The following is a 16,642-nucleotide window of genomic DNA, read 5'->3' as shown; positions in this document are numbered from 1 at the left end:
GAACGGGGGCGGCTACGCGAGTCGCCCCCGTTGTGTTTTCGCAACCTCCCGAAAGACACTCAGCGCGTAAGCCGCCCAGAAGATAATACCGCTCAATTTGGCGACATCCTCGTATAGCGTGTGGCGAGGGGTAAACGGGAGCACTATGTCAATCAGGTACGAAGCGGCCAGACAGCCAGCAGCGATACCTGCCAGCAGGTAGTCGGTTTGCAACATACGAGGCAGGGCATAGCCGGCAAACGTGATTGCCAGGAGGGCATAACCGGCCAGAAACACCTTCTCGCTAAGTCCGGTTAACTGAGGTAAGAGGTATTCGTGCAACATCCAGCCATCATCAATCAACAAAATCGCGGTGATCACCCCTGCACTGATGGCTAACCCATAGCGGGGGTCAGCACGGTGCGGATGTAACAGATAGACGGTTATACTCCAGACAGTCGCTGCCACACACCAGCCCAATAAGCCAATGTTTGACATCAGTCCTGCATACGGCTCTGCACCAACAACGATGTAGACATCGCGTAACAGAATAATCGGATCAATATGCCAGAGACGTGCTGCGAGCCATACCACTGTTACGCAGCATGCAACGATCAGCGCTGCACTGCCGAGAAGGTAACGGTTGCGCTGCCATTGAAGGCGTAGACTGGCAACAACCTTACGCTCGATCCGGTTCTCCATATGTAACAGCTTCATGTTCAACCTCACCCTTTCGTTTGACAGGTACTATGGAGAATCGTCGTTAGTGATGGGATTCAGGATACGGCTTCAGAGCGGATTTTGGGGTAACATTTTCTTAATCTTTTTGATAGAAAATCTTTACATCTTTTGGTTAAATAACTTGTTCTTGAAGATATTTTTCTGGAGATTGTCAGTTAAACTTTCTTCAAATGTCTTAACACTTTCTTAATAACAAATTTACGGACAGACTCGCTCACTGCCAGAAAATGACTTACCAATGTGCGCAAGATTGACAAATCAGCGTCTCCGGCGTATAGTAGTGAAGCCTGTTGGCAACGTTTAGACACGATGAGGAACGGAACCGCTATGGATAGTAGTCATTCTCGTCAGCGGCACAGTATGGTAATGACAATCAATACCTGCACCGGCCTCATCGGCTCACGGTGTCGATATGAGTAGACGTTTGGTCTGATCATAACGATCTGCCCCGGTGAGGTTGAGCTTACCGGGGCTTTTTGTGTACTGAATGTCGTTACCTCCTGTGCCGCTGCCAGAAAGCACAGGGGGTGACAATGACCACATTCCCAACTCCCCGCCTCGATGAGGTTAAGGCATTGATTGCCGAACAGCGCTGGCTCGATCTGCGCGAGCAACTTTCGCGCTGGCCGGCGCCGGAGATTGCCGATCTGCTCCGCGAGCTGTCTGCCGCCGAGCGCATGCTGGTGTTTCGCGTTTTACCACGTGCGTTAGCCGGTGAAGTCTTCTCCTACCTTGAGCATGACGATCAATACGAGTTGTTGACCAGTCTGAGTCTGGAGGAGACGCGCTTACTGCTGGCGAATCTCAGCCCCGATGATCGCACGCAATTGTTTGAAGAGCTTCCCGGCCAGGTAACGCAAAAGTTACTCAATCTGCTCAGCCCACACGATCTCAAAGAAGCCCGTCAGTTACTCGGTTATCCTGAAGAGAGCGTCGGGCGTCTGATGACCCCCGATTATGTCGCGGTGCGTCCGGGTTGGACGATTGCCCGTGCCCTCGACCATATCCGGGTACGTGGACGCGATAGCGAAACAATTGATGTGATTTATGTGACCGATGAGAAGTGGCGGCTGCTCGATGCGATTGAGTTGCGTCGTTTTATTCTGGCCGAGCCGACACAGACGGTGCGTAGTCTGATGGACGAGAGCTATGTTGTGTTGTCGGCATTTGATGATCGTGAACGGGCAGTTGAGGCGTTGCGGCGCTACAGCTTGCCGGCTTTGCCGGTCGTTGACTCAGATGGGGTACTGGTTGGGATCGTAACCTTTGACGACCTGATTGACGTTGCCGAGGAGGAGGTCACTGAAGACTTCTATCGCAGTGCCGCTATTGAGCCGCTGCGTGGCAGCTATCTGGAGACCCCGATCTTTGAACTTGTCCGCAAGCGCGTGCCCTGGCTGGTCGCCCTGGTCTTTGTGAATGTCTTTTCTGGGGCGGCGATTGCTGCGTTTGAAGAGACAATTGCCGCAGTCGTGGCCCTGGTCTTCTTCCTGCCACTGCTGATCGGTAGCGCCGGTAATGCCGGTTCGCAGTCGGCAACGCTGACGGTGCGTGCGCTGGCGACCGGTGACATCGATTCAGGCGACTGGTGGCGTTTGCTGGCAAAAGAGTTGCTGGTCGCGCTGTTGTTGGGGAGTGCGATGGCGCTGGCGGTCGGTTTACTAGGTGTGATTCGGGTTGGCTGGCACGTCGCCAGCGTGGTTTCGCTGACGATGATGGTGCTGGTGCTGATGGGTAGTTTGATTGGGATGTCGTTGCCATTCCTGTTGCGCCGGCTGGGGCTTGATCCGGCGACGGCCAGCGGTCCATTGGTGACCTCGCTCTCGGATATTGGTGGGGTGTTGATCTATTTCTCGCTGGCGACCTGGTTGCTGGGACTAACAAGCTAGAGCCTGTTATGAACGTTGAACCATGAGAGCGACAAACCGATGGGCCAACAAGATGGCAAAGGCAACGACATGCAAGCCGGCCAGCGTCTCTGCCACACGGTCGTAGTCGCGCACCAAGCGACGGCAGCGCGTCATCCAGGCGCACCTGCGCTCGACCACCCAGCGCCGCGGCAGCAAGACAAAGCCCCGTTTGGCGGTCGGCAGCGTGACCACCGCCAGGCGACTGCCGTGGGCGGCGGCCTCGGCTGCCGGTTGCTCACCAGTGTAGCCCTGGTCAACGACGGCCACTTCCACCGTGTCGCCAGGTATCTCCTGCATGCGCTGCGCCAGCGCCGCCACCTGCGCCTGGTCGTGGTCGTTGGCTGGCGTGACCACCACCGCCAGCAGGTGCCCCAGCGTAGCCACGGCCAGATGCACCGTCGCGCCGTTCCGCCGCTTGTGTCCATCGTCGCCAGCACGTCCCCCGCGTTCCGGCGTCGACGGGAGCGTCCGGCTATCCACAATGACGGCACGGGGCTGGGGCGTGCGGTCGGTAATTTCGCGCAGCAGCATCCGCACGTCATGCACCATCTGCGCAACCACGCCCGCCGTCAGCCAGCGCTGGGTCTGGTGATCCACCACGGGCCACGGCGGCACGTCGGTGGGCAGCATCCGCCATGGCGCACCCGTGCGCAGCATGGAGCGCAGCCCGTTGGAGACGTCGCGCAGGGGATAGTTCCGCTGCGGCGCTTCTTCGTCCATCAGCGTCACAGAGGGCGCGACAAACGCCCACACTTCATCGGAAACATCACTGGGATAGGCTGTTCGTGTCATAGCGTCATGATATACGAGCAGAACCGAAAAGTCCATAACAGGCTCTAAGCGCTTATCCGGACCTTCCTATGGGACAGGCGAAAGTATTGTCTTCGCCTTCTCATCAAACAGACTCTGCTAACTTGTGAAAGTGAGACGTGGTATGTTCAAATTGCGCACCTTTACTCCCGAACCACCGACACGTGCAGTATTCACCCAAGCCGATTTGTGGCTTCTGCTCGTACTGATCGGTCTGATCGGTTTGGCAGGCGGTGTCGCCAGCAGTGCACCCGAAACTATCCGTGGGCCAGAAATATCTCTCAGTCTGACGGCATTACCGTTTTATGCGTTGTATTCAGTGGGCCGAATGGCGATGGCCTATATGCTGTCATTCATCTTCACGTTGGTTTACGGCTATATTGCCGCTTACAATCCACGGGCAGAGCGGATTTTAATCCCGCTGCTCGATGTCTTGCAGAGTGTGCCGATCTTGTCGTTCTTGCCGGTTGTGTTGCTGGGTTTAAGTGCCATTTTGCCACAGGCGTTCGCCGTCGAGCTGACGGCGGTTGTCCTGATCTTCACCAGCCAGGTCTGGAATATGACGTTTGCCTGGTATCAGTCGCTGACCACAATCCCCAAAGAGCTGCGCGAAGCGAGCAGCATCTTTCGTTTCTCGTGGTGGCAGCGTTTCATCACGCTCGAATTTCCGTTCGGTGCGCCGACGCTGGTCTGGAACAGTATGATGAGCTGGGCCGGGGGTTGGTTCTTCCTGATGGCAGCCGAGATATTTACCCTTGGCGAGCGTGATTTTCGGTTGCCGGGCTTAGGTGCTTTTTTGCAGACCGCGGCTGATACCGGTGATCTGGGTGCAATTGGCTGGGGCTTGTTCAGCCTGGCAGTTGTGATCGTTGTGCTGGATCAACTCGTCTGGCGACCGTTGCTTGTCTGGTCTCGTCGGTTTCGGCTTGAGTTCGTTGAGCGCGAGGAAGACTCAACGTCGTGGTTCTACGATCTGTGGCAACGCTCGATGCTGGTTGCATGGATTGGTAGAAGACTCCGCTGGCTAAACGACCTTCTGGGACGGTGGCTCGGTCAGCATCCGGCTGATGATGTGCCAACCGGGGAACGACGGCGTTCATTGTTTGGCTGGATTGCCCTGGCCGTCATTATTGTTCTTACGGGATGGGGCTTGTTGAATGGCAGTCGATTTCTGTTCAGTGTTTCGCTTACCCAGTGGGGAGAGATTTTGCTAGGGGTGGCAGCTACCTTCGGGCGGGTTAGTGTAGCGATGTGCATTGCGTTGCTCTGGACAGTGCCGTTGGGGGTGTTGATTGGCACACGCCAAAAGATTGCGGCAGTCTTACAGCCGGTGGTACAGATTCTGGCTTCGATTCCGGCAACTGCACTCTTTCCAGTGTTGGTTTTGGCTTTGTTGGAGTTTCCAGGTGGCCTCAATCTGGCTGCCATCGCTTTGATGATGCTCGGTACACAGTGGTACATCCTGTTCAATGTCATTGCCGGCGTCAATGCCATTCCACAGGATTTACGTTTCACCAGTGATTTGTTGCAGTTGCACGGATGGCGCCGCTGGCGGACGTTGATTTTGCCCGGTCTCTTTCCGTATCTGATCACCGGTCTTATTACGGCAAGCGGTGGGGCCTGGAACGCCAGCATTGTCGCTGAGTACGTGGTATTCAATCAGCAAACATATCAGACTATTGGGATCGGATCAACGATTGCTGCCGCTACCGACGCTGGCGATTTTGCAAAGCTATTTGCCGCAACCCTTACGATGATTATCACTGTGGTAACCATCAATCGTCTGGTCTGGCGGCGACTGTATCGGCTGGCCGAAGATCGATATCGTCTGGAATAGGAGTAAAACGATGCAGCAGTTATAGTGGAGGAGGAACCAACGGAGAGTAGAAAGATCGATATCGTCTGGAATAGGAGTAAAACGATGCAGCAGACACAATTGCAGCCCCTGGTGGAAGTGCTGCGCGTGACGCAGCGCTATGGCGGCAAGGACCGGCAGTTTACCGCCATTCAGGATGTGAATCTGACTATCGGTGATGGTGAGTTTGTTGCTTTGCTCGGTCCGTCGGGTTGCGGGAAGAGCACGTTGCTGCGCATTATTACCGGTCTCAATCGCCCCTCTGAGGGTCTGGTTCGTTATCGCGGACAGGCACTTCACGGGGTCAATCCGCACGCGACGATTGTATTTCAAACCTTTGCCCTTTTTCCGTGGCTAACGGTGCAGGAGAACGTTGCAGTCGCCCTGCAAGCACGGGGTGTTACTTATGATGAAGCGCAGAAACGTGCGATTGAGCTAATCGACCTGGTTGGTCTCGACGGCTTCGAGCAAGCTTATCCGCGTGAGTTGTCGGGAGGTATGCGGCAGAAGGTCGGTATTGCCCGTGCGCTGGCTGTCGATCCAGAACTCTTGTGTCTGGATGAACCATTTAGCGCGCTTGATGTGTTAAGCGCCGAGACATTGCGCGGCGAAGTGTTGGAGTTGTGGACAAGCGGTAAGCTTCATATTCGGGCCGTGTTGATGGTGAGCCATAACATCGAAGAGGCCGTGTTTATGGCTGACCGCATTGTGGTCATGGATAAGAATCCGGGTCGGGTTATTACTGAAATTCCGATTAATCTGCCACACCCACGGGATCGCAAATCAGAGGCATTTGCCGCACTGGTAGCACGGGTTTATGCTGTGCTGGCCGGGCAAACTCAACCGGAGGCGGTCGAGTACGGTACTGAGCCTGGTCAGAGCGGGCAGACTCGACTGCTTCCTATGGCCAGTGTTACAGCGCTGGCCGGCCTGATCGAGCAGGCGAATGCGTCTGATGTAGAGCGTGATCCAATCGTTCACTTACAGGATGAGCTAGGGCTTGATCTTGATCAGCTCTTGCCATTGATCGAGGCCGCCGAGTTACTCGGTTTTGCACGGGTGGAGAGCGGTGATCTGATTTTAACCCCACTCGGTGAGGCATTTGCTGAAGCCAGTATCCAATCCCGCAAAGAGATTTTTGCTTCTCGCCTGCGGCGATTACCGTTCTTCCGCTGGATGATGCGAATGTTGACCGCAGCCGATAATCAATCGCTACGGTGGGAGGTGTTTCTGGCTGCGCTGGAGCGTGAATTTCCCCGCGCCGAGGCTGAACGTCAGCTCGATATTGCGCTGGAGTGGGGACGCTATGCCGAGCTGTTCGCGTATGACGATGCGGAAGGTCGCTTCTTTCTGGAGGCGCCGGTGGGTACGGTGGCTGGTTAGGAGATAGGAGAGAGAAGATAGGGTGTAGGGTGTAGGGGAGAGTGGAGATGGGTTTGCTCCTGATGACTCCCGTGCACCGCAATCCCGGCCCCCCTCACCTCACCCCCCTGCCCCCGCTCCTCTCCCTCGTGGGAGAGGAGCGGGGGAGGATGGTGGGCGTGCTCCATACTGGTGGTCGCGCACCGCAATCCCGGCCCCCCTCCCGGCCTCCCCCCGCTGGGGGGAGGAGATATGAGTGTATCCCCGCTGGGGGGAGGAGACAAGAGCGTATCTCCGCTGGGGCTATGCATTACCCACATGTCGCGCTGCGTTAGGTCGGGATCCAAGCGCTCCCTGTGGCGCAGGCTTCCGGCCTGCGTGCAGGTATCCCCTCCACCGCCGGCAGGTGCTGGCCGTGGCCGCTGGTGCGCAGGCTGGACGTCTTCCCCATGGTCTGATCCAACGGCTACTTTCGCTGCTATCATCCGCTTTCCGTTCGTGACGTAAGACCCACGCTACAACAGGGTGACGCGATAGTGCACAGGATCGCGCACAATGAGATAGGTTCGACTGATGAGCGAAGCGGTTAACAACCTGGGTATGGGTAAGGCATAGCGCTGCGCGGGAGCGGGGAGCGTAGCGGCTGCGATCACCTCTGAACAACTATCCATTGCACGCGATGCAAGACATTCCCGTCCCCCACATCCCGTGGATGGTCAGGTGAACGGTACAGGTACCGTCCGTAGGGGCGGGTTCTCAACCCGCCCCTACCGAACCCGCCCCTACATACCACCGGCACCAGCACGCTGTGGGGCAGGCGGTTAGCCTGCGTTCAGCCATCTCCATCATCAGAGTCACATACCGGCACGGGCGTCCGCTGCAATCCGCGTCGGATCGAGAGCGCGGCTGCTGTGGCAGACACGCTGCCGCGCACCACACGTCGCGCCACGGGTAACGCCGCCGGACAACCGTATCCACCCCGGCGGGTGCAGCGGCAATGCCGTGCGCCGGGTCTGTGATCACGACCGGCGTGACAGGGTGATCTCCCTCATCCCCCACATCCCGTGGATAGTCAGGTGAACGGTACAGGTACCGTCCGTAGGGGCGGGTTGAGAACCCGCCCCTACCGAACCCGCCCCTCCACACTACCGGCACCAGCACGCTGTGGGGCAGGCGGTCAGCCTGCGTTCAGCCATCCCCATCATCAGGGACCGGCACGGGAGTCCGCTGCAATCCGCGCCGGATCGTGAGCACGGCTGGCGCGGCAGCATGGCTGCCGCACGCCATACGAGGGCAATCCGGGCTGGAAGCGGTATCCTTGCCGGTGTGCGGAATGGGAACGAGATACAGCTATTTGTTCGTGCTATGACCATCCGGGGCACCGCTCCACCACGCGCCGGATGGTGAGCGCGGCTGGCGCGGCAGCATGGCTGCCGCACGCCATACGAGGGCAATCCGGGCTGGAAGCGGTATTCCTGCCGGTGTGCGGAATGGGAACGAGATACAGCTATTTGTTCGTGCTATGACCATCCGGGGCACCGCTCCACCACGCGCCGGATCGTGAGCACGGCTGGCGCGGCAGCATGGCTGCCGCACGCCAAACTGCGCGCCACGGGTAATGGTGGTCGGCAACGGTATCTCCACTGAAACGTGATCCCACTGTGCGCAGAGCTGCGGGGTAACCGCTGCGACCTCCACGTGATCGCGAGCACGGCTGGCGCGGCAGCATGGCTGCCGCACTCCAAACTGCGCGACACGCGCATGACGAGCGGGCAAGGCAATCAATCCAGCACGCGCCGGCACGGCTGGAGCTGCGCGCTATCACCGGGCCAGTCGCCCACAACAGCATCCATGGCGATCATACCTGCTGATACACACGTGGTTGACATAAGTTGTGGGTAATGCATAGCCCCGCTGGGGGGAGGAGATATGAGTGTATCCCCGCTGGGGGGAGGAGGTGAGGGTCTATTCCCGCCCCCAGCGGGGGCGGGTTAGGGTGGGGGTGTGTCTCCAACTGGCGGGGAGGAGAGATGGGCGTGCTCCATACTGGTTATCGCGTACCGCAATTCCGGCCCCCTCACCTCACCCCCCTGCCCCCGCTCCTCTCCCCCACGGGAGAGGAGCGGGGGAGGAAGACAGGCGTGCTCCATACTGTTGGTCGCGCACTGCAATTCCGGCCCCCCTCCCGGCCTCCCCCCGCTGGGGGGAGGAGACGAGGGTGTGGCCCCCGCTGGGGGGAGGAGAGAAGAGGGTATCCCCGCTGGGGGGAGGAGAGAAGAGGGTATCCCCGCTGGGGGGAGGAGGTGAGGGTGAACTCTTGCCACCAATGGGGGCGGTTGGGGTGTGACGTGTCTCTCCCCTCTCCCGCGCACTGCGCGGGAGAGGGGCCGGGGGTGAGGGCGTGATCTGTTTTGAACTCCTTACTCTTCAACCCATAGTCGGCTGATTTGCACGTGCAGGACGCGCTGGTCGTTCTGGCGCGGGTCTTCGGCTGCCGGTATCCAGGCCGGGCCGGTGAGGTGGAGCAGGAGGGCGCCGCTCGCTGCCGGTGGTAGTTGCGCCGGGTCGAGGGTGAAGCGGATGGTGGTCGGTTGTTGTCCGATGGTGTGGCAGCCCAGTTCAACGAGCGGGGTGGCAGTCGTTGGCCAGAGGGTCGCTTCGATCTGGGCGCTGATGCAGAGGGTGGCCGGGCCGAGATGGGGTGGGCGGAGGCCGCTCGCTGCTTCGAGGGCGATGGTTTGGGTTGTGGTGGCCGACCAGGGCAGGCGGATGATCGCTTCGCCGTTGCTCCAACTGTACGTCCAGCCGTCGCTGTGCTGTTCGGGGCGATAGAAGCCAATGACCTGGGCGGCGAAGGCGGTTGTGATCAGCGGTGGCTGATCGGTTGCTACCAGCGGTTCGGTGGTCGGGTCGAGGCGGTAGATGGTGAACGGTAAGGTCAGGCGCGAGACGTTTTGTGGTTTCTGGTCGGTGAGTTGCTCGAATTCGGCCAGGTTAAGCTCTACGCCGGCGATTGGGGTTAGCCGGAAGCCGGGAAAGGCCAGGTTGCCGCCACTGGCACTGAGCATCAGGTAGACGGTACGGCCATCGGCCTGCCAGTGTCTGATCTGCTCGGCGAGCAGGTCGGCGTAGGGAGCGGTCGCTACGCTCTTGACGGTAAAGGCGTTGATGCCGTGCGCGAAGCGGAGTGGTGTCGCCAGGAGGTCGGGGATGTCGCGTGAGTCACTGTAGACCGGGGCACCACCGCGCAAGAGGACAATATCGCTCTCTGGGGTGAAGTGACGGGCTATAGCCGCTACCTGGCCGAGGGCGCCGGCATATTCGGTGTGGGCAAAGTAGTAACGGCCTGTCCATCCTAAAAACAGAATCAGCAGACCGGCACAGCCAGCCGCGATTCCCTGGCGCCAGCGGTTGGCGGTTGGGCGGATTTGCCACGCGCCGGCCAGGGCGGCCAGGGTATACGCGGCGCTCAGGGCGAAGATCGGGTAGGCAATCGGTACGAACCGGCGCAGAATGTAGATGTAGGTCTGTTCGGAGGTGCCGTAGGTCTGGCGCAGGTAGAAGAAGCTGCCGAGGAAGCCAACGGTGAGCATGAGCCAACTGGCCGCGGTCAGGCCGCGCCACCACCAGAGGGCAAAGCCGATGCCGGCCAGGATGACGCCGAGCGGTGAGAGGTACCAGCCGACGCGCACCAGTCCGGCCAGTGGGATCAGTTCCTTCGCCTGTACCGGGGCCGGTTCGCTGGTGAAGGTGGACGGATCGGCCAGCAGACGTTGCCACCAGTTCATTGAGCTGTATTCCTGGTAGTACAGTACCAGCGGCAAGCGGATGGGGGCGCCAACGTACCCTTGCAGCCGTAACCAGTTCAGGGTCTGGTTCGAGAATGGCCCTTGCCACGGCCCGCGACTCGCCGCCAGTTCAGCACGTAGCGCTGCGGTTGCCGCCAGATCGGGTTCGGCTTCCCAGGGTCGCCCCTGCAGGACAACGCCGGCTTGCAGGCGGGCTTCGGTGGGTGTCATAACGCCGCTGCGCACGTCGCCGGCGACCAGCGCCGGATCGCGGGTCAGCGGGTCGTTCCAGCCGCCGCGGGTGTTGAAGAGCAGGTCGGCATCGATGATTTGGGGGCGGATCAGGTAGGCCCAGCCGACGAGGAGCAGCAGTGCGATGGCGATGCCGCGCTGCCAGCGTTGGCGGTGCGTGACAATCCGGCGCTCAATCGCATTGATTAGCCCACGACGACGGACTACAATCAGCCCGACCACCAGCACGGCAATCACCGCCAGCTCCAGCCAGATGCGCCATGGCTCATCGAGCGAGCTGAACTTCGAGGTGAAGTAGGCTTCGCGCACCGCCGGCGAGAGAAACGGCAGCGCGATGAGCGAGGTGAGGGCAAAATCCTGAAAACGGGCAAAGCCGGTATCGAAGAAATAGGCGCGGGCGATGAAGATGATGTGCAGCGCGGCGTGTGCCAGCATCGCCAGCATCCCCAGTGCGAGTGCCGTCTGTTCGGGTTGCCAGCGGCGGCTTAGCCAGCAGTAGCCCAGGTAGAGCATGGCCGGCGCCAGCAAGAAGAAATCAATGCGCGCCAGCGCAACCTGCCCAAACGCAATCCCGGCCAGCGCAGCGTACACGATCCGCGTCGCAGGGGAGAGACCGCGGTCGTGGTATTTGGCGAACAGGTACAGTCCGCCCCAGGTCAGCATCTGCGCCGTGGTTTCGGCGGTTGAGTAGCGGGCAAACCAGACCTGCACCGCATTCAGGCCGAGGAAGACCATACCCAGCCAGCCCACCCACGGCCCGGCGAGCCGGCGACCGATCATGCCGACGCTCCACACGCCGAGCATGCCGAGGAGGCCGGTGGCAAAGAGGCCGAAGAGCGGCCCGCCGGCAGCGGTCAGCAACCCGATCCAGGCCGGAAAGAGGTGAAACCCTTGCGGCACAATCCGCCCCTGGGCCAGATCGCCTTCGTTGATCAGAAAGCCGGCGGCGCGCAGGCGTGACGCGATGTAGCGATCACGGGCCTGGGCAATCATGAAGTTGCTGATGGCCTGGGCTGCCGGTTCGCGGATCGCCGGATCGGTGCTCTGCGCCGCCTGACCCAGTTCAGCCACGACGGCATCGGTCTGGACAATGCTGCCGGTGCGGGCCATGGCAAAGCCGGTGACCGCGTAGACGCCAGCGTCGCGCACGCCCAGAATCACCTCGAAGGGACGGGCTACCAGCAGGGTGAGTAGCAGCAGGGTCGCGAACCAGACCAGCGCGGTGGAGGTGGCAAGCGGGGCTGTCACCCGGCGAGCGCGGCGGAATGCCCACCAGAAGAGGAGCGCGGTGACGATCAGGGTGAGGCCCAGATGGAGCCAGAGCGAGAAGATACCCAGGCTCCCCAACAGCAGGGCCAGCCAGCCACTCCAGAGGGCGCTGATCAGACAGCGTTCAAGATGCAGTTCCAGGCCGTCGAGCCGATCAGAGGCGAGCAGAGCCTGGGTGAATGCCCACCCCGGTACGTATATAATCAGCGGTAACAGCAGAATCCCGACAACAATGTGTTCCATAGCGCTTCCCGGCAATCAGTGCCGGGCGCGATTATAGCACAGCGTAGCGATGGCGACGAATGGGTTGATGGGGGCGAAGGATGAGAGGCAGGGCCTGAGCTGAAGGCTGATGAGTGCCGTGATGTGGATTCAGCGCGGCAAGCGCTCTCTGACAAGCAACGGACAGTGCATAAGAGCACGGCAACGCTGCTACCGGCAAACGTACCGTCGCGGCTACCGATTCGTCCTCATCACTGCCATACGATAGCCAGGATAACCGCAATCACACAGGCGATGCCGCCCAGAAACAGCACCTGTGCAACCTGAAGCAAGGAGGCCTTGCGTCTGAGCAGGTGATCATACGCCTGCCGCATAGCGGTCAGATTGTCTTCCTGATAGGCGATCCGGCGGGGCAGCAGCACCAGCATCGCCGCCACCAGGGAGGCGAAAAAGATACACACCCCGGCACTGCCGGCCCAGCGCACGACCGGCAATTGCAAATAGGTCGGCTGATCGCTCAGGGCCAGTACTGCGAACAGCACCCCGTACAACCCGCTAATCACCTGCATCATCGTCTGCGCCCCGGCTTCCAGGCGCTCGATATTCCCGCGCTCCTGGGTGGCAAACCACTCGCGCAGCTCGCGATCCTGCTCAGTTTCCGGCCCGACAAGCCGCATAACCGGCCTCACTTTTTCGATATCTGAATGCGCATCCGATGGTCGCAATCCCGGTTCTTACAACGCACGCTATACTCCAGCACGTCAACCGTCTCTTGCCGATAAACGATTTTCTGCCCTTTCTGCAACAACTCATCGCGGGTCCAGATGTTGAGGTAATCGCACTTCGGGCACTTGTAGCTTACACTGTTGTTATCGCTCATCGTCGGTTCCCTGGTTCGATGTGGCTGATGCGGTATATGGTACTGCACATTGGGCGAGTCCGGCAAGAGGTGTTATCACCGCAGAGGCGCAGAGGCCACAGCGGATAGGTATACCCCAGATTGCTACTGTAAGATATGATGTAGCACGTCCGGTGGAGCACGTATCCGTTGCCGCCAGGGTTGGGTGATTACCCAACCTTCGCCATTGTTGTCGCCCAGCGCTCTGCCATTCGCTTCATCTCATCCGCATACGTCGGCCACTCATGCAACGTCTCTGGGTCAAAATCCGCCCCATTTGGCCACACCAATGTGTGTACCTCTGCGTCTATGCTCACTTGCTTGAACAATTCTTCGTCCCGCAACGCGCCATACACCGGCCCTGCCAGCACCGGCTTGAAATTGATCTCTCGAACCATTCCATCGTCAAATGTGATGCGCAGTGTGTATGGGCCGGTGATTTCACATCCAACCACCCGGTAGATCGCATGTCCCATCTCGCTCACCCCTTTAGCGCAGCGGTGCTATCTTGTACGCTACCTGTCCTGCTTGCAACCGCTCCCAATTTTCTTTCAGTTTGCCCTGGTGCAATTCCGCCCATGCTTCCACAAGTCGTTGTTCTCGACGCGGCAACTCACCACGTATCAGCTCTATTGGGTCAATGCTGTATACCGCAGCATGGTTCTGGTAGTACACGTGGAAGTGCGGAACATGATGGGGTACACCTGGCTCCGCGTATATTGCGGATGATAATACCGAAGAAGCGAGCAAGTTCAGGCAAGATATCACTCCACAATCGTAATTATTGTACTTTAAAGTTCACGCCACGCAATATTATGATCAGGTTAACGATGCCGTGGAATCGGCTTCTACCCGGCAACCATCCGCCTAACCATTACAATCCGGCATCTGCCCGAAATGAGCTACAAAAACCAACGATTACCTCTCCGTTGCACTGTGTGATGCTCTATGCCATCTTGGGGATGTGGAGCAAAATCATACGTTTCTCTGTAGTATACATTGTGATCTCGGAAGTGATCAAAACCTTTGCGGGTAGAGCCTGGAGCAATCGCCTGTGAAATATATGATAATCCAGGTTGCTACCTTACGTCACCACAGCGGTGCGGGGCGTTGAGCGCGACGGGGGGAAGGGTGGAACACGGATGGACGCGGGTGAGGCGGATGCACGCGGATAGATCGTCAACCAGGGTGCTCCCTTATATCACCACAGAGACACAGAGGACACAGAGGATGGGGAGAACCCAGGTTGCTGCCGTGAGACGCAACGTCGCACGTCCATGGGCACTGGCTGCTCACCACGTTGCTGGTGCGATTACGCTATACGGTGTTACGGGCAATGTCGTACTGGTCATCCTGGCACTCAGTCTCCGTAGCCTGTCACAGGGTAGGTGGCAACTTGAGTTGTGATAATGATAATCCAGGTTGCCACCTTACGTCACCACAGCGGTGCGGGGCGTTGAGCGCGACGGCTATGCATTACCCATAACTATTTTGTCAACCTCTTCACGCATCAGGAGCGCCTATCTCATCGTGCGTGATCCTGGGTACTATCGTATTGTAACGCTGTCGCGTAAGTCTCACGTCACGAACGGGAAGCGGTGTACCAGCCCGTGGCGCAGGCTGGAAGCCTGCGCATCAGCGGCCACGGCTCGCACCTGACGGTGGTGGAGAGGATGCCTGCACGTGGGCTGGAAGCCCACGCCACGCCACCCATGCTACGGGGAGTGCTTGCAGTCCGGCATGACGCAGCGCGACATGTGGGTAATGCGTAGCCAGCGGGGGGAGGTAGGGAGGGGGGCAAGGAAACCCCAACCCTCATCCCGCCTGTTGCGCCCGAAACCGCAGTGGATCGAACAGTCGGATCGGGTGGCGGGTGGTGCCATCGATGGCGAGGTCGGTCAGGATTTCGCCCATCACGCTGGCGAATTTGAAGCCATGTCCAGAACACGGCGAGGCGATGACGACGTTGGGGTGTTGCGGGTGCAAACCGACGATGAAGTGCTGATCGGGGGTGGTGGTGTACATACAGACCACCGCAGCCAGGTGGTTGCCGTTCAGTGCCGGAATGCGATCAGCGATGGCGGCACGCATGGCTGCGATCTCTGCCGGATGTACGACCCGATCAACTGTATCGGGATCGCACGGTTCACCGGCGCGGAAGAGGGCCACCTTGACGCCGCCGGGTGGCCCTTCCTGGTGGGGAAAACCGTAGAACTGGGTGCCGTCTTCTGTCTCCCAGATATAGATCGGGAAGCGGTCGGGCAGAAATGGCTCCAGGCCACCCGTGGGGGCGAACCAGTGCAGGGTTTGGCGTTCGACCACCAGCGGCAGGCCGAGGTCGGCCAGGAGACGCGGTGCCCATGGGCCGGGTGTGATGATCAGGCGTTCGGCGACGTAGCGGCCACGCGAGGTTGTGACGGTCACGCCAGCGGTGTCGGCTTCCCAGGTCAGCACCGCTTCTTCAGCGTGAATCTCGGCGCCGAGCGCCGCTGCGCATTGCAGGTGCGCGGTGACGCTGGCTTCCGGGCAGAGGAAGCCGGCCTGGTGTTCGTAGAGCGCAATGGTGCCCTCGGTCGGGTGTAGCGCCGGGAAACGGCGCCGGATCGCAGCGGCGTCGAGGAGTTCGTACTCCAGCCCGTGTTCCCGGGCACTGCGGAGCGCTCCGGCAACGGTGTGGCTGTCAGGAGGGCCGATCATCAGGCCGCCGGTGATGGTCAAAAGGTGCGTACCGCTATCGTGTTCAATCTGCCGCCATAGCTCGTAGGCGCGCAAAAGTAACGGCACATAGGCCGGGTCTTCAAAATATGCCTGGCGAATGATGCGGGAACGTCCGTGGCTGGAGCCGAGGGTGTGGGCAAGGGTGTGGCGCTCGATACCGAGGACGCGCTGCCCGCGCCGGGCGGCGTGATACGCTGCCGCGCTTCCCATTCCGCCGAGGCCGATAATGATGATGTCGTAGGTCGGTTTCATACCGTGCATTGTACCACACGCTGCGGGCAGGGATGGTGGGTGAGCGGTTTGTCGTACCGCAGACGCACGCCGATCAGCCCTGAGATGTCGGATCAGGTGTGGTATGCTGATAGGCGTAATCTTCCGTACCTGGCCTGGAGAACGGCGTAGAAAGATGGGGCATGGACAAAGACACCCTCATTCGTGAACTCGGCGCGGCCATCATCGCTCATCCAAAGGTTGCCGCACTGCCGTGGCAGCGCTACGCGCTGGTGGCACGGATTGATGCGCAGCAGAGCAGCCTGCACGGTTTCGCTTTCGATGCTGATGGTGGTTATCAGATGGCGACACCGACGGGGCTTGCGATACACGATAAACTCAGAGCACTGCGTGAGGCGATGCACGTCGCCGGTGAAACGCCCTGGGGCGCATGCGTGGTGCGTCTTGTGCGGGCCACGCAACGGATCACGGTTGAGTTTGAGTACGATCATCCTGAGCGCTGGTCTGTTACGCCGCAGCGTGTGGCCGAGATCGCCGTTCGTTTAGCGGATGATCATGCTTTCTGGTAGACGGCGTCGTGATCCTGGTCGTTGCCAGACGGACGTGC

Annotated in this window: 13 protein-coding genes; 5 read left to right on the top strand and 8 right to left on the bottom strand. The window is 59.7% G+C overall.

Features of this window, described 5'->3' with window-relative positions:
* Positions 1–12 precede the first annotated feature (12 nt).
* A complete protein-coding gene (locus tag CAUR_RS19545) occupies positions 13–696 on the bottom strand; it encodes a hypothetical protein (RefSeq protein ID WP_012259556.1) in 684 nt (227 codons plus the stop codon).
* Positions 697–1,253: 557 nt separating this feature from the next.
* On the opposite strand from CAUR_RS19545, the gene mgtE reads away from it, so the two are divergent.
* Complete coding sequence (mgtE, locus tag CAUR_RS19540; protein WP_012259555.1) at positions 1,254–2,609, top strand: magnesium transporter; 1,356 nt, start codon at positions 1,254–1,256, stop codon at positions 2,607–2,609.
* A 6-nt stretch (positions 2,610–2,615) separates the two neighbouring features.
* Here mgtE and CAUR_RS19535 read toward each other — a convergent pair whose 3' ends face one another.
* The gene (locus tag CAUR_RS19535) at positions 2,616–3,422 is read right to left on the bottom strand and encodes an IS5 family transposase (protein WP_012259554.1); all 807 of its coding nucleotides are present in this window, start codon (positions 3,420–3,422) and stop codon (positions 2,616–2,618) included.
* A gap of 142 nt (positions 3,423–3,564) precedes the next feature.
* Between CAUR_RS19535 and CAUR_RS19530 the strand changes: the two genes are divergently transcribed.
* Both CAUR_RS19530 and CAUR_RS19525 read left to right on the top strand, forming a co-directional pair.
* A complete protein-coding gene (locus tag CAUR_RS19530; RefSeq protein WP_012259553.1) occupies positions 3,565–5,277 on the top strand; it encodes an ABC transporter permease in 1,713 nt (570 codons plus the stop codon).
* Positions 5,278–5,361: 84 nt separating this feature from the next.
* Positions 5,362–6,678: an ABC transporter ATP-binding protein gene (locus tag CAUR_RS19525; protein ID WP_012259552.1), complete on the top strand. Its 1,317-nt coding sequence runs from the start codon at positions 5,362–5,364 to the stop codon at positions 6,676–6,678.
* A 1,329-nt stretch (positions 6,679–8,007) separates the two neighbouring features.
* Here CAUR_RS19525 and CAUR_RS19520 read toward each other — a convergent pair.
* The gene (locus CAUR_RS19520) at positions 8,008–8,289 is read right to left on the bottom strand and encodes a hypothetical protein (RefSeq protein WP_162015823.1); all 282 of its coding nucleotides are present in this window, start codon (positions 8,287–8,289) and stop codon (positions 8,008–8,010) included.
* A 95-nt stretch (positions 8,290–8,384) separates the two neighbouring features.
* Here CAUR_RS19520 and CAUR_RS19515 point away from each other — a divergent pair, with 95 nt between their 5' ends.
* Positions 8,385–8,528, top strand: coding sequence for a hypothetical protein (locus tag CAUR_RS19515; protein ID WP_162015904.1), 144 nt, complete (start codon positions 8,385–8,387; stop codon positions 8,526–8,528).
* A gap of 549 nt (positions 8,529–9,077) precedes the next feature.
* On the opposite strand, the gene CAUR_RS19510 is transcribed toward CAUR_RS19515, so the two are convergent.
* The 5 genes from CAUR_RS19510 to solA form a co-directional block, all read right to left on the bottom strand.
* On the bottom strand, positions 9,078–12,209 hold the full coding sequence (locus CAUR_RS19510) for a hypothetical protein (protein ID WP_012259551.1): 3,132 nt from the start codon (positions 12,207–12,209) through the stop codon (positions 9,078–9,080).
* 230 nt (positions 12,210–12,439) lie between these two features.
* Positions 12,440–12,865, bottom strand: coding sequence for a hypothetical protein (locus CAUR_RS19505; RefSeq protein WP_012259550.1), 426 nt, complete (start codon positions 12,863–12,865; stop codon positions 12,440–12,442).
* A 391-nt stretch (positions 12,866–13,256) separates the two neighbouring features.
* Complete coding sequence (locus tag CAUR_RS19500; protein ID WP_012259549.1) at positions 13,257–13,562, bottom strand: DUF2442 domain-containing protein; 306 nt, start codon at positions 13,560–13,562, stop codon at positions 13,257–13,259.
* 13 nt (positions 13,563–13,575) lie between these two features.
* Entirely contained in the window at positions 13,576–13,761 is a 186-nt protein-coding gene (locus CAUR_RS21995; RefSeq protein ID WP_012259548.1) for a DUF4160 domain-containing protein, read from the bottom strand.
* A 1,140-nt stretch (positions 13,762–14,901) separates the two neighbouring features.
* Complete coding sequence (gene solA, locus CAUR_RS19490; protein ID WP_012259547.1) at positions 14,902–16,065, bottom strand: N-methyl-L-tryptophan oxidase; 1,164 nt, start codon at positions 16,063–16,065, stop codon at positions 14,902–14,904.
* Positions 16,066–16,217: 152 nt separating this feature from the next.
* On the opposite strand from solA, the gene CAUR_RS19485 reads away from it, so the two are divergent.
* Entirely contained in the window at positions 16,218–16,604 is a 387-nt protein-coding gene (locus CAUR_RS19485) for a hypothetical protein (protein WP_012259546.1), read from the top strand.
* Positions 16,605–16,642 lie beyond the last annotated feature (38 nt).

Origin of the sequence: Chloroflexus aurantiacus J-10-fl (genome assembly GCF_000018865.1) — a bacterium.
Lineage (GTDB): Bacteria > Chloroflexota > Chloroflexia > Chloroflexales > Chloroflexaceae > Chloroflexus > Chloroflexus aurantiacus.
This window is presented reverse-complemented; position numbering and strand designations above follow the sequence as displayed.